The following is a 23,494-nucleotide window of genomic DNA, read 5'->3' as shown; positions in this document are numbered from 1 at the left end:
AAAAAATATTTTAACTTCCTTGTAATAAAGCTGTTACTGGTTTGTATTTAATTAAATATAACCCAACAGCATAGCCAATAACCATTATTAAAAATACCATTCCAAAACAAGATAAAATTGTAACTAGATTAGCAGCCACATTAAAAACAACGCTTGCTTTAGTTGCAATAATTAAAGTAATAATATTTCACACAACATAAGAAATAATAGTACCTAAAATAAAAGCAACCAATAAAGCAATAATATAGGAGCCAATAATCAATCTGTTAATTTCATTTACACGATAACCCAAAGATTTCATCATTGCAATAATTAATAAATTATTATCTAAAATCATATTAACAATAATTACCAATACAAAAGCTACAGCAAATAATGTTAAAATTTTTGTAATATTTATAATTGTTCTAATTCCATCAAATATTTCAACTAATAATCTTTTAACTAAATCATTAATAAAAGGTATTTTATTAATAGGTTCTAAATTTTTTGCTAATATTTGTTCTTTAGTATATTCTGCAGATGGTTGCAAAATATTTATATAATTTAATGGAAAAATATTGCTCTCTTTAGATAATCAATGATTAAAAGAATCTGATATTGGTTTTGGATCTTCTGACGGGGAAGGTTTTATTAATCCAATAGATGTTCGTAAATCATCAAGATTAATATAAACATTCGAATTGTCTAAATTATTTTCAATAATTCCTTTAACTTGATAAATTACTGGAATTGTATAATTATATCAACTTGCTAACATTAAAAAGTGATCATCAATTTTATAATCATTTAAAATTGATAATGTTTTTGAAATAACTGCTGGTAAAATATAAGCTGTAGTTGTTATATTTTGTCCTTGATTATCAGTATAAGTAACTTTTTGTGCTTGTAAATTATGAGAATTATTAAAAATAGGATCAATATCACGATTTTTTGCTTCTTTAAAGTTAAATCAATTTTTTCAAACTAAATCTTGATATGGATCATTATAAAGTCCTGTTGCTTTAATTTTTTTTGCGAGAATGCGGCCTTGATTATGTCCTTTTCATTCATTAGGAGGTCTTAAATTTATTTCAATAGTTGGATAATACTTATTATTATAAATATTTAAACCTAAACTAATACCAGGCAACGAGTTTATTTCTGGATTAATACCTGTATTTGTTGAAATATAATTAAATATTTGATGAATATTTTGACAAATAATTTCCATTAATGGTTCAGGTAGTATCTTTTTTGGATTAATAAAATCTTCACAATCAGATTTAGTCTTAGTTTTTTGATAAAGGATATTAATTTCTTCGCTATTCATAAAATAATCTTTAAAATTATTATTAATAATAACACTTTCAATTTTTTTAGCTTTACTATCATTATCAATATGAAAATCATCAGCTACTCATTGATGATATTTATTAGTACCGGTTTCTTTATCTTTCGCAATATCTTTTTCTGAAACTCAATCAAAAACCTGCTTATCAATACTTAAATTAGAATCATTAGTATATGTATACATTGATGAAGTTGATGTATTTCATTTAACATCTTTATTGTAATATCCATATAAATTGTTTATTTTATTATCAAATAAATCAGTAGCTGAACTTTGAAATAGTAATAAAAAACTAACAAAAATAAAAGTAAAAAATACTAAAAATAGTTTTCCAACCGATTTTAGACTGAAAGCAATTGCTAAACGTTGTTTAAATGGTCAATAACGAAAGGGGTATTTTAAAACTGAAATTAGTTTAGAACTTGAATTACTTGGTCTATCATAAATTAATAATAATGGACTAACGCGTAATTTTGTTTCCGATTGCATATAACTAATTACTATAAAAATAATAGGAATAATTATTAAACTTACAATAAATACTATCCAACTAAAAAATAGTATTGGTAATGGCATAAAAAACCCAATGTTATTTAACGAATTAAATCATATTTGTAATCCTAGACCAATACCTAAACCAATAATACTAGAAATGAATGTTATCAAAAATATTAAAATTACAAAACTAATAGCAATTTGAAAATTACTATAACCAAGAGCTTTTAATAATCCTATCTGTGGTTTTTGTAAATCAATTTCTTTTCTAACATATGACATAATGATAAAAATAATAACTAATAATACTACAAGAGTAATTGCCGTAAACATTATATTTTCCATTTTAAAACTCTCTAAAATTTTTCCTGAACGAATATCTTCACTATCACTGCTAATAATTGAACCAAAACTAAAATTAAAAGTTTTAATTAAAAGTTCTTCTAACTTACTAACAAAATAACTATCGTTATTGTTAACTTTTAATAAAAATATATTATTTAAATTAGTTCTAAATGTAGAATCTTTTATTAAATTATTAAACCATTGATTTGACATATAAACAGGACTTGTATTTTCAGATGTCGGATTAGGATTTGTTGCAGTACGACTACCAGTAATTCCCCAATAAGCATAGCCAAAACCAACAACCTTTAACTTTTCAACTTTATCAATAACTGTTATATAATCATTTAATTTAATATTATTAATACGTGCAAATTCAGGATTGATCACTATTTCTAATGGATTAATAGGTTTAATACCTTCGGAAATATAAACTTCATTAATATTATTTCTTTTTGGAGTAAAATCAAAAGATTCACTTTTTTCTGAAGTATAAAATCCATTTTCTAATGAATAATAAATTTTTTTAAGAGAAATAACGCTTTCATAATCAAAAGTTTTAAAAAATGATTTAGCAAATTCATAATGTTGCAAATTATAAATTTCATCATCTTTAACTTCGTTTTCTAAAATATCATTAAATAATATTCCTTGATAACTTAATCCCCAGTTTAACAAATAATTTTCAAAATCTTTATTAATATCTATTCCCGAAGGAAGGGTAGGAAAATTATTATTTCTAAGATTATTTTCTTTAATTTCATCTATCTGTTCATCAATTTCTCGTTCTTGTGGATGATCTTTAAATTGTTTTTTGATAATTGTTTGGATTATTGATGTTGCATTAGCAGTATCTTTATAATTATTTAATAATTGTAAATTAATACGATAGTCATATTTACCACTATTGTTTAATACTGTATAAAAACCTGATTCAGCTCTTGATGCTGTACTATAAAGCGCAGAAAGAGTAGAAATTACAATAACTAATAGTATTATAATACCTAAATATTGTAATAATCTTTTCTTGATTCCTCTTAAAACATTAACAAAAAGATTGCTCATTATAACTCCAATATTCTTATACAACTTAAAAACTGCTAATAGTATAATTTTATCATAATAAAATAATGCTAATTATATTTGAACTATATTAAAAAATAAAAATTTTAATTTTATTATTAACTTCTAAACTTATTTACTTAACTACTTTTTTTACATTTTTCTAAAATTGCAATTTTATTAAGGTCAGCAATACCAACATAAGGTAAGTTTCTCAATTTTTCATCGTAATCAAGACCATATCCCACTAAAAAATGATCAGGAACTTCAAAACCATATCAATCAGCTTCAATTTTAGCAATTCTTTTAGATTTCTTATCTAATAGAGTAATTATTTTTACCGATTTTGCTCCAAGTTCTTGCAAATGATCACGAATTTTAAATAACGAATTACCTGAATCAATAATATCTTCAACAATTAATAAATCACGACCCTTAACATTATTAATAACATCCATTCTTATTTTTGGTTTATTTACCGCCTTTGTTTGTCCTAAATATGACTCTACATACATAAAATCAACCAAACAATCAATCTTAAGATTTAACATAAATTGTGATAAAAAAGGTAAACATCCTCTTAATATCCCTACTAAAATAATGGGCTCTTTATTATCTTTATAATAACTATTAACTGATTTTGCAAGTTCAATAATTTTATTATTAATTACATCAGTACTTAATAATATTTTTTCTACTAATTCATGTTTTTCCAACATTGTTTTTCTCCTTATTACTTTTTATATTATATTTACCAAATAAAAAAAGAAAATAAAACAAAACTTACACATTATTGAAAATATTAAAATAGTAAGTTTTGTTTTTTATTATAATAATTTAATTATTTCTTCTTAGGAACAACTGATATTGTATCATCATCAGTCCCTGAATTATTATCTTCCTTTTTATCATTTGATTCATTATCCTCTTTGGAAGGATTTTTACTATTTTTTTGCATTTCTTTTTGCATTTCTATTACTTCAATTGGTAATTTATTATATTTATCAATATATTCTATTTGTTCAGCAGTAATTGTTTCTAAAGTCATTAATGATTTAGCAATTAATTCTAATGTATCTTTATGTTTTTTAATTGTTGCTACTGCTTCAATATAACAAACATCTAATAATTTTTTAATTTCTCCATCAATTTTAGATGCAATATCATCAGAAAACTTATTTGCTGCAAAAGGTGAATACTCATTACGTGGACTTTCAAATTGAACTAATCCTAATTCAGATGACATTCCATATTCAGTTATCATTTTTCTGGCAATATTTGTTGCTTTTTCTAAATCATCATGAGCACCAGTAGTAATATTTGCATTACCAAACATAATTTCTTCTGAAGCGCGACCACCTAAATAACCAGTAATAGTTGCTCTTAAATGTACTTTTGAATAAAACATAGTATCTTCTTTAGGAGTCATAATAGTATATCCACCTGCTTGTCCACGTGGTATTATTGTAACTTTTTGGACTTTAGAAGCATATTCTAGTTTTAAACCAATAAGAGCATGTCCAGCTTCGTGATATGATACTATTTTTTTATCCATATCAGTAATTACTCTTGAAGTTTTAGCAGGTCCACCAACAACTCTATCAATAGCTTCATCAATTTCTACTAAACCAATAACTGTTTTATTATGACGAACAGCTAACAACGTTGCTTCATTTAATACATTTTCTAATTGTGCACCACTAAATCCTGGCGTTCTCTCTGCTATTCTTTGAAAATTAACTTTTGGCGAAATATTTTTATTACGAGCATGTAATCGTAAAATTGCTTCACGTTCTTTAATATCAGGTCAACTTAAAGAAATTTGACGATCAAATCTACCTGGACGCAATAACGCTTCATCAAGTACATCAGCACGGTTAGTGGCAGCCATAATAATAACTCCCAAGTTAGTTTCAAATCCATCCATTTCAACTAATAATTGGTTTAAAGTTTGTTCATTAGTTGCAGTTGAAGCTGAGGCACGTTTTCTTCCTACTGCATCAATTTCATCAATAAAAATAATACAAGGAGCACTTTTTTTAGCAGTAGTAAACATTTCTCTAATTCTTGAAGCTCCAACTCCAACAAAAACTTCTTCAAATTCAGAACCAGAAATTGAAAAGAAAGGAACACCTGCTTCACCAGCAACTGCTTTTGCTAATAAAGTCTTACCAGTACCAGGCGGTCCTACAAGAAGAACTCCTTTTGGCACTCTTGCACCCATTTGTGCATATTTTTGTGGAAACTTTAAAAAATGAACAACTTCTTCTAATTCCAATTTTTCTTCTTTAATACCAGCAACATCAGTAAATCTAGTATCTGATGTTCTAATCTTAGCACGACTTTTTCCCATTGAAAAAGGACTCATGCCACCACCGGCACCCATTTTATTCATTTTAGAAAATAATCAAAATGAACCACCAACTAATACTAATATCGGAAACATACTAATTAAAAATGTTTTTCAAAATGGAACTAATTCACTAATAATTGTGGGGTTAATATCAAAGCCTTTACCCTCTTTATCTTTTCTGAATAATTTTTCAATAACATCATGATAAAAACCACCTGTAGCAGTTCCAGAAACTGTCGCTTCAAATCGTTTTACCTTACCATTAATTCCTAAAAAACCTGTAATATAAGTAGTATGATCAAAAAATTGAACTTGTACTCCATCAATTTTACTAACAGTGTCACTACTACTATTGCCAGGGAGTTTACCATCTCTAAGTAATGTTTCTAATTGAAATTGATCTAAAGTTAAAGCATTACCTCTTAAAAAATATCACAATAAAATTCCAACAAATACTAAAAAAGCAACGAATAGTGCAACAATCATTCAATTAATTTTAATTCGCGTTTGCATTATTTTTTCACCTACGTTTAATTTCTAATTTATTTTCTTAAATAATACCATAATATTTTAGCACATACAAATTAGGTTTCTCACTAATATTGTTTTTATTTACCGATAATTTTGGAATTGCCACTACTTTTCCGCTTGAATTTATGATTACTGGTCATATAAGACGTTCACGATATGGAATTTTATTATCAATAAATAAACGATTAATTTTTTTTGTACCAAATGGTGTTTCAATTTCTTCTTCACCATTATTAGTTCTAATTGTTAATGGAAAATCTGATTTATTAATATATAAAGCTTGAAATTCACCACCTGTTGGTTCAGTTTTAGAAATAGTAATTTCCTTAAAATTATAGTTATTTATTTTAGAAATTTTATAACTAAATTGTTTTGGTTCATTTTTTTCACTAATATATGCAAAATTATATTCTTTAATAACTCAAGTATTTTCAAAAATACAAATAGTAATATTTGGTTTACTAGATTTAGTTAAAACTCTAACTATTTCTTTAATTTTAGCCTTTTTTAAAGATAAAACTAATTCTTCATCATATTGGCTTAAAAATTCATAGATAATCATTTGTTGTAATTTAAATTCATATTTTTTAAATTCATTAATAGCAAGCACATCATCATTAATAATGGTATTATAAATTACTTCAAGTTCATCTTTCAGTAACTCTTGTTCACTATTTAATTCTTTAATTTCACTTAACATTAAATTAATATCAAAATCAGTAAGTTTATTAATTTGTTGTTGTCTAACTCGATTTCTTTCATAAATAATTAATTCATTTGTTTCATCAAATCCATATTTAATATGATACAAAGTTAAATAGTCAATAATATCTTCTTTTTTTAATTCTAACATTGGACGATAAACCGATAAAGATTTATATGTTGTTTTAAATTTTAATCCATAATAAGAAACTATTGCTTTGCGTTGTTTTTGAATAATATATGTTTCAAGTAAATCGTAAATATGATGTGCTACAACAAGATTATAAACTTGATATTTTTGAGCAATTTCATTAAAAAAATCATATCTAAGTACACGTGCTTGACTTTGAAAATTTTGTTTTTTATTGTATTCCTCTTCTTTAATATTTTTTACTTCTAAAGTTATTTTATTATTTGTACAATATTCTCGAACAATTTGCTCATCAACATTACTACTTCAACGTTTATGATAATTAACATGACAAACAATAATTTTAAACTCATTACGTACTAAATTATCTAATAAAAACATACTATCTGGACCACCTGATACAGCTAATAAGTAAGTTATTTTTTTATTAAGTTTATTTAATCAATTAATATTCATTTTAAACACCTAACCTTACACTTATATTAAGATTATTTATATCACTTTGCTATTTCATCAATATAAGTATTATTTTTATTATGACAAATCAATGGTGGCAAAACAATCATTCCTTCTTTCGCTAAAAATCCTGCTTCAATTAAAAAAACATTGGCAGCCTGATTAATTTTAGGATAAACTATTTGTAATTTTTTAGGTGTAATTTGATATTTTTTTAATAAAAGCAGTGTTTCGTTTATTCTTTCTACACTATTTATCATAACCAATCGCCCTTTGTCTTTTAATAATTTACTTGCGCTAGCAATAATCTCCTCTAAATTAATATATACTTCATGTCTTGCTGGAATTTTTAAAGGTTGTGCTTTTACTTTGCTTTTATCTCATAAAGGAAAAAAAGGTGGATTACATACAATTAAATCAACTTTTTCTTTTTCTCTTTGAGCATAAATTTTTATGTCTTCATGAACAACGACAATTCTTTTTTCTAAATTATTAAGTTTTATATTTTCTAAAGCAAGTTCAACAGCTGGCTCTTGAATTTCAATACCAATTACTTTTCCTTGAAATTTTGCCGCTAAAATTATTGGAATAACAGCATTATTAGTTCCAAAATCAATTATTTTTTTAGTACTGGGTTTTATTTTAATAAAATTACTTAATAAAATAGTATCCAAAGAAACACAAAACATATCTTTTCTTTGAATAAGTTTAATTTTTTTATCATCTTGATTTAAAATTAAAATTTTTTTTGTACTTTCCATAGTTTAATTATCACTTACCTTAATAAGAAAAGAATTTATTAATAAATTTAAGTTAACATTAAATTTTAATTTAGTAATTGTAAATGAAATTTGTTCTAAAATATAGGCTATGTTTTTTAAATTACTATTTTTTCATAAATTAACTAAACTTTCAATAAAAAAATTATTAAAATCATACTTTTTAAATAAAAGAAAAGTTAATTTATTAAAAACTACTAAATTAAAAAATCTAAAAAAGTAAATAATTTCTTCTTTTAAACTAATTATTTTTTTATTCAAAAGTTGATTGTTAACTTTTTTATCATTATCATTAATAATAAATTGTTTAATAATTTCAATATATTTTTTTAATTTAAGTTTACTGCTTTCATCTGTCAAAAAAGTAGTATTTGAAAATATTTTTAAAATTAATAATTGTTCATCATCATAATCGTTACTAACAAATATATCATTTTCTTTTGAACAATTTATCAATTGACAACGAGATTTAATAGTAGGGAGTATTTGATTAATATTAGTGGTAGTAAAAATTACATAAATATTTTTAGATAATTCTTCTAAAGTTTTAAGCATAACATTTGAGGCTGAAGTTGAAGAAAATTCAATTTGATTTATTAAATAAATTTTATTAGCATCTTTTTCTAAATTAGTTTTAGAAAAATCATTAATAATTTCTAAAACAATATTTTTATTCATAATATTATTTTTACTAAAATCAAATTTTTTAAAATCAAAATAACTATTAGTTTTAATTTTAAAACAATTTTGACACATATTTTCTTCAGTACATTTTTTTAATTGATTATTATTTTTACAAACAATTTTTTTTATTAACTTATTACTAACATTTATATTTAATATTTTATTTTTCGAATACAATAAAATTACCTGCGGAATATTTTCCATTGCAAAAATAGAAAAATTTTCTGATTCTTCATTTTCAAATAAAATTACATTATTTTCCTTCATTAGATCCTCTAATTTTAATTTTTTTTCTGCTAAATTGTAAAGGTAAGTGCAACTAAATTATTTTTCTATCCAAATATTCGATTGGTGAAAGATAATTTAATATTTTTCTCGGTCTTTGATTTAAAGACAATATAAATTTATGAACTTCATTTTTATTAGTTTTTGAAAAAATAAATTTTTTAGGAAATTTTTCTCTAATTAAACCATTAGTATTTTCATTAGTACCTCTTTGTCAAGGTGAATATGGATTGGCAAAATAAATTTTTACATTTAAATTTTTTTCAAGTTGTTGTCAATTTGAAAATTCTTTGCCACGATCAAAAGTAATAGTTTTAACAATGTTTTTAGGAAGAATTGATAAATAATAACTGACATTTTTATTAATAACTTTAGTAGTTCTGTTTTTAACTAATATTGTTAAAGTAAATCGTGATACTCTTTCAACTAAAGTTATTAAACATGATTTGCTTTTACCTCGTGATGATACTATAGTATCTCCTTCTCAATGACCAAGTGTTATACGATCATTAACATTTATATCTCGTTCTTTAATTGATTTACCATTAAACTTGTCACGATTTTCTTTAGATTTTCGTTTTTTACCTTTTCTTCTTAAATTTTTACTAGTAACTTTATCAAGCATTCCAAAATAAATTCAAGTATAAATTGTTTTAAAACTAATAAATCACTCTTTATGAAAATTTTTAATTCTGCCATAAATTTGTTCAGGTGATCAACCTAATAGTAATTTTTGTTGTACATATTTTACTAAATTCTTATTTTTAAACTTATGAAAAATAATATGTGATTGTTTTCGATTTTCAGCTTTATTTTGTGCAATTAATGAAAAATAATGATTATTATCTTTATTTCTATTAATTTCTCGAATAATAGTACTAATACTTCGATTAAGATTTTTAGCTATTTCACTAATTTTAAATTTAAATTTAAATTGATTCTCAATATAAATCCTTTCATCTATGCCAAGATGTTTATAACTCATATAAAAACTCCTTGCTTTTTTCTAAACTAAATTTAGCATTATGAAATTTTTATATGAGAATTTTTTGCAATTTTATTTACTTGCACTTACAAGTATAATTCAGCTTCTTTAAAACCTTTTTCTTCAACTAAATTTATGATTAGTTCATAAACACTATTAAAAACTTTTTTTTCCGATAAATTAGCATTTATTGTATGAACGCGATTTGGATTACTAATAGCAATTTTTTTATAACCATTATATACTTTTTGATGAAATTCTAATGTTTCTTCATCTAATCTATTTAATTTTTCACCTTTTCTTAATAAAATTCGTTGTAAACCTGTTTCTGGTTTAATATCAAATAAAACTGTCAAATCAGGTTGATAATCTTCAAAAATAAGTTTTTGAATAAGATTTATTTTATCAATATCTAAATTTCTAGCATAACCCTGATATGCTAAAGTTGAGTCAGAAAAACGATCAGAAATAATGATTTTATTACTGTTTTTATTTGGCAGAATTTTTTCAATTAAATGTTGTCTTCTAGCTGCAATATAAAGCAAAACTTCTGTTCATGGATCCATTAATGTATTTTCTTTATTTAAAATAACTTGTCTTATTTGTTCAGAAATTTCGCTACCACCTGGTTCTCTCGTAATAATAACATCAAAACCATCTTGTTTTAATTGTTCTTTAATCATTTTTAAAACTGTAGTTTTACCTGCACCTTCTGTCCCTTCAAAGGTAATAAATAACATTTTTCTACCTCTTTCTATGCTAAAATTACTAAACTTTTCTAAAACTTGCCAGCAATATTTTTTTCTTTTTCATCTATTTGTTTTAATGCTTTATTTAGTTCTGTTTGTAGCATATCATTAATACTTGAATAATCATTTTCTGCTTCTTTTAATAATCCTTCAATATTAACTGAAACTATTTTACGTCCACCTGTTATAATAATTTTAACTAAACCATCAATATCAGAAAAAGTAAATTCTTCTTTTTTAAATTTTGTTAACTTTCCTTGAATTGCTTGTGCTTGTGCTAACATTCTTTTCATATCCATATTTTTCACCTCATATTTTTATATTTCTTCAATTTCAGTAAATATTTTTTTTATAAAATTTAAAGTCGGATCTCTATCTACATTGGTAAATGACTCAATTACAGGTTTTGATATTACAATATCTACTGGTTTTGGTAATATTTTTTTTGTTAGTAACTCTTGATATTTTTTTCTTGTTTCCTGTCATTGATTTTTATCAAGGGCATAAATCATGTATTCATTTTCTAATAAAATATTTAAAAATTCTCTATGTTCTTTACTTAAAAAACTTTGATTTATTAAATCAGATTGAATAATATTTTTGGTAATAATAATAATGCCATTAGTAGATGCTGCCGCAATAATAGTATTTATATAAACTTTAGTTATGTTTCTAAATTTATTATCATTAATAAATTTAGAAATATTTTTTCACTTTTCACTAACTTCTTTTCTAATATTTTTATCAGCTTGTAAAATTAAATTAATGGCTTTATCAATTATCTCATCATTTTTTAAATTTTTCACAGTTGGTACATCAAAAATTTCTTTTTCTTTAATACTAGTATTTTCTTCTTTTACTAAAATTGAAGTTAATTCTTCATTATTTTTATCTATTTCGCTTTTTTTTAAAATTTTTGTTATTTCATCTTTACTATTTAAATTTATACTTTTATTTTCTATATTCATAATAGATATTTTTGTTTTTTCTAAATAATTTAATGAATATTTATTCTCAAAATTTTTAATTAAATTTAATATTTTTAGTATTAATGTTGGTTTTAAATCATCAACATCTTCTTGAATTAAAATTTCATTAAATGAATTCAAAATTAAAAGTAAATCAGATTTTACTACTTCAGAAAAAATATTTACTTGTTGAATATTTATCATTTTAAGTAATTCTGTTTTTTTAGTAATAGCATAAATTAATATTTCTTCAAGAATGTAAATAAAATCAATAATATTTTTTTTATATTGAATAGTATATTCATCAAATAATGTTAATTGTTTTATTACTTGCTCAATATTACAATTAAATATATTAATTAAAAATAATATTTTATTTTTTGTTGATAAAACAGAAAATATTTTTTCAACATTTTTAAGTGTTATATTATTACCATAATTAAATGTTTTTTCTAAATAATTTAAACCATCACGTAAAGAACCTTCGCTCAATATTGCTAATTCCTCTACTGCTTCAACCTCAAAATTAATTTTTTCTTTTGTTAAAACATCAATAAAATGTTTTTTAGTTTCATTTACATTAATTTTTTTAAATTCAAATCATAAACAACGAGAAATTATAGTTGGAATTACTTTATATGGTTCTGTTGTTGCTAAAATAAAAATAATATGTTGTGGTGGTTCTTCTAAGGTTTTTAATAATGCGTTAAAAGCAGAAGTTGTTAACATATGAACTTCATCAATAATATAAACTTTATATTTAAAATTCATCGGTAATAAGTTAATATTATCTCTAATACTTCTTATTTCATCAACACCATTATTGGAAGCACCATCAATTTCTAAAATATCAATACAATTATTTGAACTAATGTTTATACAATTTTCACAAGTATTACATGCATCTCCATCAATGTTATTTTGACAGTTAATTGATTTAGCAAATATTTTAGCCGTTGATGTTTTTCCTGTACCTTTTGAGCCTGAAAATAAATAAGCATGATTAAAACTATTATTTAAAATAGAATTTTTTAATATTCTTACAATATTATCCTGACTAATTATTTCTAAAAAAGAATTTGGTCGATACTTTCTATAAAAAGATTTATGTTTCATTTAAATCACCTATATTTATCCTAACAATTTTTTATAAAATTTGTTATAAAAACAATTATTATAAATTACGAATTTCTCCAAAAAAACTTTGTAACATTTCTTTACTATCTAATTTTAAAGAATAAGTATATTCACTACGATGATTAAATCTTTTATCTAATGTTAAATTATAGAGTGATTCAACGCATCCAAACTTACTATCTTTTAAAGCAAAAACAATATGTTTTATTCTTGTTTGTAACAAAGCCCCTACACACATTAAACATGGTTCTAATGTTGTATAAATAGTACAATTTAATAAACGTCAATTATTAATTTTTTTACATGCTTTTTTTATTGCAATAATTTCCGCATGTTGAGTTGGATCTTTGTCTTTTTCCTTTTTGTTAAATCCTCTACCAATAATATTATCATTTTCATCAACAATAATTGCACCAATTGGAACATCACCATTAATAGCAGCTTTTTTAGCAAGCTTTAAGGCAATTTCCATATAATTTTGTTTTTTCATTTAAAGAAACCTCTTTTTTATTTTTCAAAATAAAACCACCACACACAATCCTAATCCTTATGGCTGCTACCTTTCGGTCCTGACCCGGTTCGAATGTAATTGTTGCAGTGGCATTATTAATTATAACAATTTTTTTATAAAAAAATACTTTTTTTTAATTTATAATGTTTCACGTGAAACATTATAAATTAAATAGTTTTTAAATTATTCATATAAGGTTGTAAAACAATAGGTATATTTACAACATTATCTTCTTCAACATAAAAATTTTCTAAAATTGCTGCAACAACTCGATCAATAGCTAATCCCGATCCATTTAGTGTATGTGGAACTACTTTCTTATTATCTTGACTAACTCTAGTTTCCATTCTTCTTGCTTGAAAATCTTCACAATTACTACATGAAGAAACCTCACGATAACACATTTGATAAGGTAATCATAATTCTAAATCATAAGTTTTAGCAGCACTAAAACCAATATCACCACTACATAAATTAATAACTCTATAAGGAATATCTAATTTTTGTAAAATTAATTCAGCATTTTTAGTTAACTCTTCAAGGGCATCATAAGATTTTTCAGGATCAACAATTTGAACTAATTCTACTTTATTAAATTGATGTAATCTAATTATTCCTCTTGTATCTCTACCAGCAGAACCCACTTCTGAACGAAAACATGGTGTATAAGCACACATTTTTATTGGTAATTCAGAAAAATTAATAATTTCATTACGATAAATATTTGTTAAAGGAACTTCTGCTGTTGGAATTAAATACTGTTCATTATTTAATTGAAATAAATCATCTTTAAATTTAGGAAGTTGCCCTGTACCAAATAAGTTTTCTTTATTAATAATTAATGGTGGTAAAAATTCAGAATAACCATTTTTTAAATGAGAATCAATCATAAAATTCATTAATGCTCTAACTAATAAAGCACCTTTATTTTTATACATAATAAATCTAGTACCACTTAATTTAGTTGCTTTTGAAAAATCAATTATATTTAACTTTTCAGCAATTTCTCAGTGTGGTTTACTATTTTTTTTAATAATTTTCCCTCATTTTCTAACTTCTTGATTATTAGTTTCATCGTTTCCTTGTGGAACTGAAAAATGTGGTATATTAGGAATTACTAACTGTAATTCATATATTTTATCTTCTAAATCTACAATTTTTAAATTATTTTTTATAATTTTTTCTTTTAAAATAATCATATCATCTTTAATTTTTTTTATTTGATCATTTTTTTTATTTTTTAATAATTCACTAATTTGTTTAGATTGCTTATTTCTTGTTTCTTCTAATTTTTGATTTTTTGTTTTTAAAGTTCTTATTTCTAAATCTAAATTAAAAATTTTATTTATTTCGTTTTTATAACTTTGGCCCCTTGTTTCTATTTTATTAATAGTTTTTTCTAAATTATTACGTATTTTTTCTATATCAATCATTTTAGCACCTCTTAAATTAATCAATAAAAATAGTTTTTTCTTTAGTGATTGGGATTGTTACAATTGAAGAAATTGCATCATCTTCTGTTTTAAATCTAATTAATTTAACACCTATAGTATTTCTGCTTGTAGTTCTTATATCTTCTAAAGAAAATCTAATAACTATACCTTTTAAAGTCATAATTAATAAATCATTGCTATTATTAGTGTTATTTATTGAATTTATACCAATTAATTTTCCTGTTTTTTGAGCTAATTTCATTGAAATTACACCCTTACCACCACGATTTGCTAAACGATATTCTTCAAATCGTGATATTTTTCCATAACCTTTGTCACTAATAGAGACAACTAAATCACCATCTTGATTAGAGCACATTCCAATTACATGAGTACCTTTTGTATCTATTCCTTTTACTCCGCTGGCTATTCTTGACATTACTCTAACTTGATTTTCATTGATTCTAACTGCTCGTCCATTAGCCACAGCAATAATTATTTCATTATTACCTGTAGTTTTCAGAACATCTACTAATTGATCATTTGAACGCAATTTAATAGCTATCTTACCATTTTGGTAAATAGATTTAAATTGATCTAAAGTTGAACGTTTAATAATTCCTTTTTTAGTAACAAAAAATAAATTAGCATTTATATCATAATCTTCTGATATAGCAATTATTGTTTTAATAGTCTCATTTTTTTCTGTTGCTATTAAATTAACAATTGGTGTTCCTTTAGCTGTTCTTGAGTAATTTGGTACCTTATGAGCACGAATTCGATAAACTTTTCCTTTATTACTAAATATTAACAAATCAGAATGGGTTGAAGTAATTAAAACTTTATCAATATCATCAGTATTAATATCAGTGCCACCAGCACCTTTAACACCAACACCACCACGATGTTGAGTTCTATATGTATCTAAAGGTAAACGTTTAATATAACCACTTTTTGAAAGCGTTATAACCACCTGTTCTTCTTTAATTAAAGCTTCATCAATAATTTCACCTTCATAATTTTCAATAATTTCAGTTCTTCTATCATCACCATAATTTTCTTTAATTGTTGTTAACTGAGAAATCATTAATTCTATTTGCTTAGAAGGTTCATTAATTAAAGTTCTTAATCGAATAATTTCTTCATTAATAAATGATAATTCATTATTTAATTTTTCTTGTTCTAAATCTGTTAAACGTTGCAGTTTCATTTCTAAAATAGCTTTAGCTTGTTTTTCAGAAAATTCAAATTTATTCTGTAAATTAGTTAATGCTTCTTCTGTTTTCTTTGATTCCTTAATTATTTTAATAATTTCATCAATATTTTGTAATGCTTTAACAAGACCAAAAATAATATGATATTGATGTTCATATTTTTTTAATTCAAAATTAGACTTATTAAGAATAATTTCAATTTGATGTTCAATATAAATTTCAATCATTTCTTTTAAATTCATTACTTTAGGTTGTTTATTATGTAATGCTAATAAATTTATTGTGAATGTTGTTTGTAATGAAGTAAATTTATATAGTTGATTTAAAATAAGTTCAGCATAATCAATATTTTTAATTTCTAATACTAATCTTATTCCTTCACGATTAGATTCATCTCGCAAATCAGTTATATAATTTACTTTTTTTTCTTGAACTGCTTTAACTATATTATTTATTAAATTAGTTTTATTAGTTTGATAAGGTATTTCTTCAACAATAATTGCAGGTTTACCATTTGATAATTTTTCAACTTTAGTTTTACTACGAACTGTTATTGTTGATCTTCCGTTTAAATAAGCATTTTTAAATGAATTTACGCCTAAAATCATTGCACCTGTAGGAAAATCAGGTCCTTTAACAATATCTAATATTTCCATAATATCACAATCAGGATTGTGAGCTACAAAAATAATTGCATCAACTATTTCTCTTAAGTTATGTGGTGGAATACTTGTTGCCATTCCAACAGCAATACCTGTTGTTCCATTAACTAATAAATTAGGAAAATAAGCTGGTAAAACACTAGGCTCTTTTTCAGCACCATCATAATTTTCAACAAAAGTAACTGTATTTTTATTTAAATCTTTAACCAACTCTCCTGCCATTTTACTCATTCTAACTTCAGTATATCTCATAGCAGCAGCACTATCACCATCAATTGAACCAAAATTACCTTGGCCATCAGCTAAAGGATAACGATAATTAAATTCTTGTGCCATTCTTACCATTGTTTCATAAACTGCAATATCACCATGAGGATGAAATTTTCCAATACATTCTCCAACAATACGTGCTGCTTTTTTATAAGGTTTATCATATGTCATACCTAAAATTGCTAAAGAATATAAAATTCGACGATGTACTGGTTTCAATCCATCTCTTGCATCTGGTAAAGCTCTTGAAACAATAACTGACATTGAATATTCTAAAAAACTAGTTCTCATTTCATCAGATATATTACGAACATATTTATTAGAAATAAATGTTTCATTTTTTTTAGTTATTTCGCTCATATATAAACTCCTAATTTTATTTTATTAAATTTTAAGCATCAATGTTTTTTACATATTTAGCATTTTCTTGAATAAATTCTTTTCGTGGAAATACATCTTTCCCCATCAATATTGAAAAAGTTTCATCTGCTTCTGAAGCATCATCAATACTTACTTGTAATAAAATTCTATGTTGTGGATCCATAGTTGTTTCTCATAGTTGTGTGGCATTCATTTCTCCTAAACCTTTATAACGTTGAATGTTAAAATTAGTTCCATTAAAATTATCTTTAATTTCTTGCAATTCTTGATCATTATATGCATATTTAACAAATTTACCACTATAAAATTTATATAAAGGAGGCTGAGCTATATATATATAACCAGCATCAATTAAGGGACGCATGTAACGATAAAAAAATGTTAATAATAATGTTTTAATATGTGAACCGTCAACATCAGCATCAGTCATAATAATAATTTTATGATAACGTAATTTAGTAATATTAAATTCTTTACCAACACCACAGCCAAAGGAAATAATAAGATTATTTATTTCTTCATCAGAAAAAACTTTTAAAAGTCGTGCTTTTTCAACATTAATTATTTTCCCTCTTAATGGTAAAATTGCTTGAATTTCTCTACTTCTTCCCAACTTTGCAGTTCCACCAGCTGACTCACCTTCGACAAGAAAAACTTCTGTTTTAGTTGGATCTTTAGAAGAACAATCTGCTAATTTACCAGGTAAATTAGAAAATTGTAAAGGATTTTTTCTCGAAGTCATAATATTCTCACGTGCTTTTTTAGATGCTAAACGTGCACTTACTGATAAAATAACTTTGTTAATAATAACTTTTGCTTCAGCAGGGTTTTCCAATAAAAATTTATTAATTATTTTTCCAGTTACATTAGAAACAATTTTTCTAACTTCAGAATTACCAAGTTTTGTTTTAGTTTGCCCTTCATATTGTGGATTAGGATGTTGAACTGAAATAATTGCTAAAATTCCTTCTTTAACATCATCACCAGTAAATGTTTCATCATTATTTTTTAAAAGATTATTTTTTTTCGCATAATAATTCAATTCTCTTGTTAATGCTAAACGAAAACCATCTTCATGTGTTCCACCTTCAGGTGTATTAATATTATTACAAAATGAAAATATTTGAGATTCTTCACTTTCATTATATTGAAAAGCTATTTCTGTATTTATACCATTTATTTCAAACTCTCCATAAATAATTTCATGTTTTAAAGGTTCAAATTTATTATTTAAAAAAGCAACATATTCTTTAATGCCCCCTTCATAACAAAAAGTTTCTTCTTTATTTTCACGTTCATCAATAACTTGAATAGTTAAACCTTTATTTAAAAAAGCAAGTTGTCTTAACCTTGTTTTAATTATTATAAAACTAAAATTTACAGTTTCAGTAAAAATACTTTCATCAGGTTTAAATAAAACAGTTGTTCCTTTTTTATCACTTTGTCCAATAACTGCCAATGGTAATTCTGGTTTACCACCTTCAATATATTTTTGAAAAAAAATATTACCATCACGGTAAATAGTAACTTCCAAATACTTACTTAAAGCATTTACTACTGAAGCACCAACACCATGCAAACCACCTGATACTTTATAAGAACCATTATCAAATTTTCCACCAGCATGTAATGTAGTAAAAACCGTTTCTACTGTTGAAATATTAGTCTTTGGATGTATATCAGTAGGAATACCTCGACCATTATCTTTTACTAATATTTCATTATTTTTAGTAATAGTTACAGAAATTTTTGTACAAAAACCGGCAATAACTTCATCAACAGCATTATCAACTATTTCTCAAACTAAGTGATGTAATCCTCTTTCTGCAGTGGAACCAATATACATTCCAGGTCGTTTTCTAACTGCTTCTAGTCCTTCTAAAACTTGAATTGAGTTAGCATTATAATCATTTGGAGTCCTTGTGCTCACTATTTTCACTCTCTTTCATCATTAAATATTTTCATTAATTTAATAATGAAAATATTTAAAATTTCAAAAATAAATTCAAAAAAAGACTTTTTATTCTTTAAAATAAGCATATTATTTTACATTTTATGCATAAATTATACATTTTTTTTTGATTTAAAACAACATAATTTTTTTAAAAGAAAAATTAAAAAATCTTTATTCAAAAATAATAAATTACTTTTTTAAAAATATTTAACAAAAAATCTATTTAAAATTTTCTATTAAATTAATAATACTATTTGCCATTTGTTGATGAAATCACATACCTGTATGAAACTCATCAAAATAAAAATATTTATTTAAATTACTTTCATTAACTCCAGAATTAAAAACTGGTTTATAAGAATATTTTGTTTCTTTAGACATCATTTTACAAATTGTAGCACTATTTTCAACAATTCCATCTGGAATTTTATTTTTAAAATTATTAATATCAGTTGCTAATTCTCTTGAAAGAAAAAAAGGTGTAATAATATTTTTATAAATTATTTTCATTTCTAATATCATTTTTTTTCATTGTTTTTGATATTCAATACATGTTTTACGTGCTATTTGTATTTTTTGTTGATTATTATGTAATATCTTTTTAATTTTTGGTGTTAATGTTAAGTCAGGAACATCACTAATAATAATTTTATTTGCACCATTTTTAATTAATAATTTTATTGCTTTTTTTCTTCATTTATTACATTATTAATCTTACTGTTAATAATAATAGGATCTGTTTTATTCATTAAATTACCAATATCATTAGCTCCCATTTCTATTCAAATAACATCTTTTTTTTTGTAAAGAATGTTGTAATAACAACATTTGTGTTTGATGAGACAAATCAAAAGTTTTAATAATATCTAAATTATTATCACTGCTATTAGCAACTTCTCCTCCATAAGCATAATTATTACCCAAACTTTGAAATGTTTTACCATTGATATTAAATAATCACCCAGGTTTAAAATTAATATTTAATTTTTCAGCAATTAATTGTGAAGCTACTTTATTATTACTTCAACAATTATTATAATAAGGTTTATCTAATTGAAAATGTTTAAATTTACTATTACTATTTTCTAAATATTGATTTTGTGCAAATGTTCATGCACCAGTATCTGATAAACTATCCCTTAAAACATAAAATTGACTAATACTATCTTGCTTATTTTTACAAGCAATTATATTTAAATTAGTAAAAATTAAAATAGTAAACATACTTAACAATTGTAATTTCTTCTTCATTATTTTTTACCTTTTCTTAGCTTATTAATTAAAAATAACTATTTTAGTTATATCATATTATTTTTCTCCAATTGGTAAAACTAGTTGTAATAACCCAGTTTCTTCTTCACTATCAATAATTGTATAATTTTTTGGTCAAGAAATTTTCAAATTTACTTTTTTACATTTATTAAAAGATTTTAAAGCATTAATAATTAATTTTGAATTAAAAACTACTTTTATTTCTTCTTTTAAACTTTTAGATTTCACAATATGAAATTTTTTAAATTGTTCAATTACTTCACCTATACTATCATTATTAGATAAACAATTAATTTTAAAATCATTTTTTTCCACATTGATTCAAAATTGAATCATAGGTGAAGTATCTTTTTTTGCTAAAATTATTGATAATTCAATAATTTTTAAAAATTCTCTAACGTTATTAATTTCAATAATATTTTTTTCTTTTTCTATAATATTTTTAATAATATCATCCGTATTTGGATAAGTACCTTCAATCATTCGTGTTTGAAATAAAAAATTTTCAATTTCAATAATTAAATTATAATCATTTTCAAAATAAAAATTTATATTTGAATTTAAATCACTAGTAATTTTATCAATTTCATTTAATAAATGAACTGGAATATTAAACTCTTTATTACTAAATTCTAATTTTTCTTCAAAAGAAAATCACTTTTTTGCTAAACAATATCCATCAGTTGCTGTAACAAATAACTTTTGATCATTAAATTTAAAATTAATTCCACTTAATGCTGGTTTATTATTGTTTGTATTTGTTGCAAAAGCAATTTGTTCATTTATATTTTGCAACAAACTTTTATTAAAAGATACTTTATTTTTAATATTTTTATTAAAGTTAATTTTTGGAAATTTTTCAATTGTCAACGTACTTAGTTTGAAGATAAAATCATTATTATCATTTTTAAAATTACTAATGATTAAGTTATTAATTTTAAGTTCAAATAAAATTCATTCATCTTCTAATTTACTAAAAATATCATAAATAATTTTAGTATTAATTAATACTGAACCAATATTTAATATTTTTAAATATTTTTCATTATTATTTAGTTCATATTTTAATGATAAATTACCATTAGATGCGGTTAAAATTATTTTTTCTTTTTCAACTTCTAATAAAAAACAAGATAATTCTTCATAATTGTTATTAGAAATTGTTATTTTTATTATTTTTTTTATTATTTTGAATAATATAGAACTTTTGATTTCGATTTTCATAAATATCTCCCATTTTTTAAACATTAATAATTAATTATATTATATATATTAATTATTATTATTTATTTAATTATTAATAATATTACAATGTGGATTAATGTGAATAACTAATTTTAACTTATAAAATCAGTAAAAAATCAGGATTTTATAAGTTAATAATTTATGATTAAAATAGTGGATTAATTGTGTTTTAAACATTCACGTGATAATCTTTCAATATTTTTTTTAAATTCATAATTAGTTTCAATATTTTTTTTAATTTTGTTATAAGCATTCATTACTGTTGTATGATCTTTACCTCCAAATTCAGAACCAATTTTTGTATATGATTCATTTAAAAGTGTTTTTATTAAATACATTGATACATGGCGTGCTATTGTTATCGTTTTAACTCTAGAAGTACTAATCAATAATTTGATTGGAATATTATAATATTCAGATACAATTGTTTTAATTTTTTTAATAGTTAGTTTTTCTTTTAATGAAGTATTTGGTGTTTTAAAAGCTTTCATAACGTCTTCAAGCACTATTAAATGATTAGGCTTTATATATAAAATGCTGTAAAAAATTAATCTATTTAATGCTCCTTCTAATTTTCTAACATCACTATTAAAATTTAAAGCAATAAAACTTAAAGATTCTTCAGTAAAAATGCTTGGATCATAATTTAAAGACTTAATTTTTTCTTTTAAAATAATTAATGAAGTTTCAAAATCTGGTGAATCAATACCAACACTTAAACCACTTTGAAATCTTGAAACATTTCTTTCTTCAAAACCATATAAATCATCAGGATGTTTATCTGATGTAATAACAATTTGTTTTTGTTTGTTAACAAAACTATTAAATATATGAAAAAATATTTCATTTGTTTTACTACGATTAGCTAAAAATTGAATATCATCAACTAGAAGAACATCGTATTGATTAAATGAATCTTTAAATTTTTCAATATCATTAACATTTTGTTTAATAATTTCTGGTACCATACGACCAAATTCTTCAGAAGATAAGTAAAGTACTTTTTTTTGATTATTATATTTTGTTAGTATTTCATTTTCAATAGCATGAAGTAAATGTGTTTTTCCTAATCCAGAATTACCATAGATAAATAAGGGATTTCAATACCTACCAAGTTCTATGGTAATTGAAAATGCTGCTTGATAAGCATCGTTATTTGATTCACCTTTAACAAAGTTATTAAATTGAAATTGTTTTTTAATTTGTTGCAATTTATTAAATTCAACAAAATCTTTTTCTACATATATTTTTTGTTTCTTTGCTTCATTAAGTTCTAAAAATTCAATTTGAAGATTTTGTTGAATAATTCTTTCCAAAATTTCTTTAACTTTAAATGTTATATTTTTAGTTAAAATTTCTTTTGCAAATAGTGAATCAACAATAATTAAACATTTATTTTCAAAAATATCATAAATATAAGTGTTTTTAATATAGTTATTAAAAACACTTGGATCAATCATTTCATCATATTGAAGAAAATTTCTAACTTTATTTCAAATATTTTGAAAGTTTTCTCGTTTATTATCAGTGTCATTCA

Annotated in this window: 17 protein-coding genes and 1 other RNA gene; all 18 read right to left on the bottom strand. The window is 23.3% G+C overall.

Annotated features, from left to right (window positions below; translation table 4 throughout):
- Window positions 1-10: 10 nt before the first annotated feature.
- The 18 genes from ACICQF_RS00095 to dnaN all read right to left on the bottom strand — a co-directional run bounded on the left by ACICQF_RS00095 (window position 11) and on the right by dnaN (window position 21,936).
- Complete coding sequence (locus ACICQF_RS00095) at window positions 11-3,238, bottom strand: ABC transporter permease (protein WP_395473220.1); 3,228 nt, start codon at window positions 3,236-3,238, stop codon at window positions 11-13.
- Window positions 3,239-3,375: 137 nt separating this feature from the next.
- Window positions 3,376-3,954, bottom strand: coding sequence for a hypoxanthine phosphoribosyltransferase (hpt, locus tag ACICQF_RS00090; RefSeq protein ID WP_338958485.1), 579 nt, complete (start codon window positions 3,952-3,954; stop codon window positions 3,376-3,378).
- A 122-nt stretch (window positions 3,955-4,076) separates the two neighbouring features.
- A complete protein-coding gene (gene ftsH / locus ACICQF_RS00085) occupies window positions 4,077-6,101 on the bottom strand; it encodes an ATP-dependent zinc metalloprotease FtsH (protein ID WP_338958483.1) in 2,025 nt (674 codons plus the stop codon).
- A gap of 37 nt (window positions 6,102-6,138) precedes the next feature.
- On the bottom strand, window positions 6,139-7,428 hold the full coding sequence (tilS, locus tag ACICQF_RS00080) for a tRNA lysidine(34) synthetase TilS (protein ID WP_395473219.1): 1,290 nt from the start codon (window positions 7,426-7,428) through the stop codon (window positions 6,139-6,141).
- Between the two features lie 32 nt (window positions 7,429-7,460).
- Window positions 7,461-8,189 carry a tRNA1(Val) (adenine(37)-N6)-methyltransferase gene (locus ACICQF_RS00075; protein ID WP_395473218.1) on the bottom strand — a complete coding sequence of 243 codons (729 nt, stop codon included), beginning with the start codon at window positions 8,187-8,189 and terminating at the stop codon, window positions 7,461-7,463.
- Window positions 8,190-8,192: 3 nt separating this feature from the next.
- Window positions 8,193-9,158 carry a hypothetical protein gene (locus tag ACICQF_RS00070; RefSeq protein WP_252319072.1) on the bottom strand — a complete coding sequence of 322 codons (966 nt, stop codon included), beginning with the start codon at window positions 9,156-9,158 and terminating at the stop codon, window positions 8,193-8,195.
- Between the two features lie 52 nt (window positions 9,159-9,210).
- The gene (locus ACICQF_RS00065; RefSeq protein ID WP_395473217.1) at window positions 9,211-10,161 is read right to left on the bottom strand and encodes an IS30 family transposase; all 951 of its coding nucleotides are present in this window, start codon (window positions 10,159-10,161) and stop codon (window positions 9,211-9,213) included.
- An 86-nt stretch (window positions 10,162-10,247) separates the two neighbouring features.
- Window positions 10,248-10,901 (bottom strand): dTMP kinase, encoded by a 654-nt coding sequence (gene tmk, locus ACICQF_RS00060; RefSeq protein ID WP_395473216.1) that lies wholly within the window; start codon window positions 10,899-10,901, stop codon window positions 10,248-10,250.
- A gap of 38 nt (window positions 10,902-10,939) precedes the next feature.
- Entirely contained in the window at window positions 10,940-11,209 is a 270-nt protein-coding gene (locus ACICQF_RS00055; protein WP_395473215.1) for a YbaB/EbfC family nucleoid-associated protein, read from the bottom strand.
- An 18-nt stretch (window positions 11,210-11,227) separates the two neighbouring features.
- Complete coding sequence (gene dnaX / locus ACICQF_RS00050) at window positions 11,228-12,994, bottom strand: DNA polymerase III subunit gamma/tau (RefSeq protein WP_395473214.1); 1,767 nt, start codon at window positions 12,992-12,994, stop codon at window positions 11,228-11,230.
- A 58-nt stretch (window positions 12,995-13,052) separates the two neighbouring features.
- Entirely contained in the window at window positions 13,053-13,505 is a 453-nt protein-coding gene (locus ACICQF_RS00045) for a nucleoside deaminase (protein WP_395473213.1), read from the bottom strand.
- Window positions 13,506-13,529: 24 nt separating this feature from the next.
- Window positions 13,530-13,624: signal recognition particle sRNA small type (gene ffs / locus ACICQF_RS00040), an RNA gene on the bottom strand.
- A 69-nt stretch (window positions 13,625-13,693) separates the two neighbouring features.
- On the bottom strand, window positions 13,694-14,959 hold the full coding sequence (gene serS / locus ACICQF_RS00035; protein WP_395473212.1) for a serine--tRNA ligase: 1,266 nt from the start codon (window positions 14,957-14,959) through the stop codon (window positions 13,694-13,696).
- A gap of 16 nt (window positions 14,960-14,975) precedes the next feature.
- Window positions 14,976-17,465: a DNA gyrase subunit A gene (gene gyrA, locus ACICQF_RS00030; protein WP_395473211.1), complete on the bottom strand. Its 2,490-nt coding sequence runs from the start codon at window positions 17,463-17,465 to the stop codon at window positions 14,976-14,978.
- A 31-nt stretch (window positions 17,466-17,496) separates the two neighbouring features.
- On the bottom strand, window positions 17,497-19,419 hold the full coding sequence (gene gyrB / locus ACICQF_RS00025) for a DNA topoisomerase (ATP-hydrolyzing) subunit B (RefSeq protein ID WP_395473720.1): 1,923 nt from the start codon (window positions 19,417-19,419) through the stop codon (window positions 17,497-17,499).
- A 240-nt stretch (window positions 19,420-19,659) separates the two neighbouring features.
- Window positions 19,660-19,962, bottom strand: coding sequence for a hypothetical protein (locus ACICQF_RS00020; protein WP_395473210.1), 303 nt, complete (start codon window positions 19,960-19,962; stop codon window positions 19,660-19,662).
- A gap of 243 nt (window positions 19,963-20,205) precedes the next feature.
- Window positions 20,206-20,691 carry a hypothetical protein gene (locus tag ACICQF_RS00015; RefSeq protein WP_395473209.1) on the bottom strand — a complete coding sequence of 162 codons (486 nt, stop codon included), beginning with the start codon at window positions 20,689-20,691 and terminating at the stop codon, window positions 20,206-20,208.
- 57 nt (window positions 20,692-20,748) lie between these two features.
- Complete coding sequence (gene dnaN / locus ACICQF_RS00010; protein WP_252319050.1) at window positions 20,749-21,936, bottom strand: DNA polymerase III subunit beta; 1,188 nt, start codon at window positions 21,934-21,936, stop codon at window positions 20,749-20,751.
- Window positions 21,937-23,494 lie beyond the last annotated feature (1,558 nt).

This window comes from Spiroplasma endosymbiont of Nomada rufipes (assembly GCF_964277355.1).
GTDB lineage: Bacteria > Bacillota_I > Bacilli_A > Mycoplasmatales > VBWQ01 > Spiroplasma_E.
The sequence above is the reverse complement of the archived record's forward strand: the minus strand, read 5'-3'. Positions and strand labels throughout refer to the sequence as shown.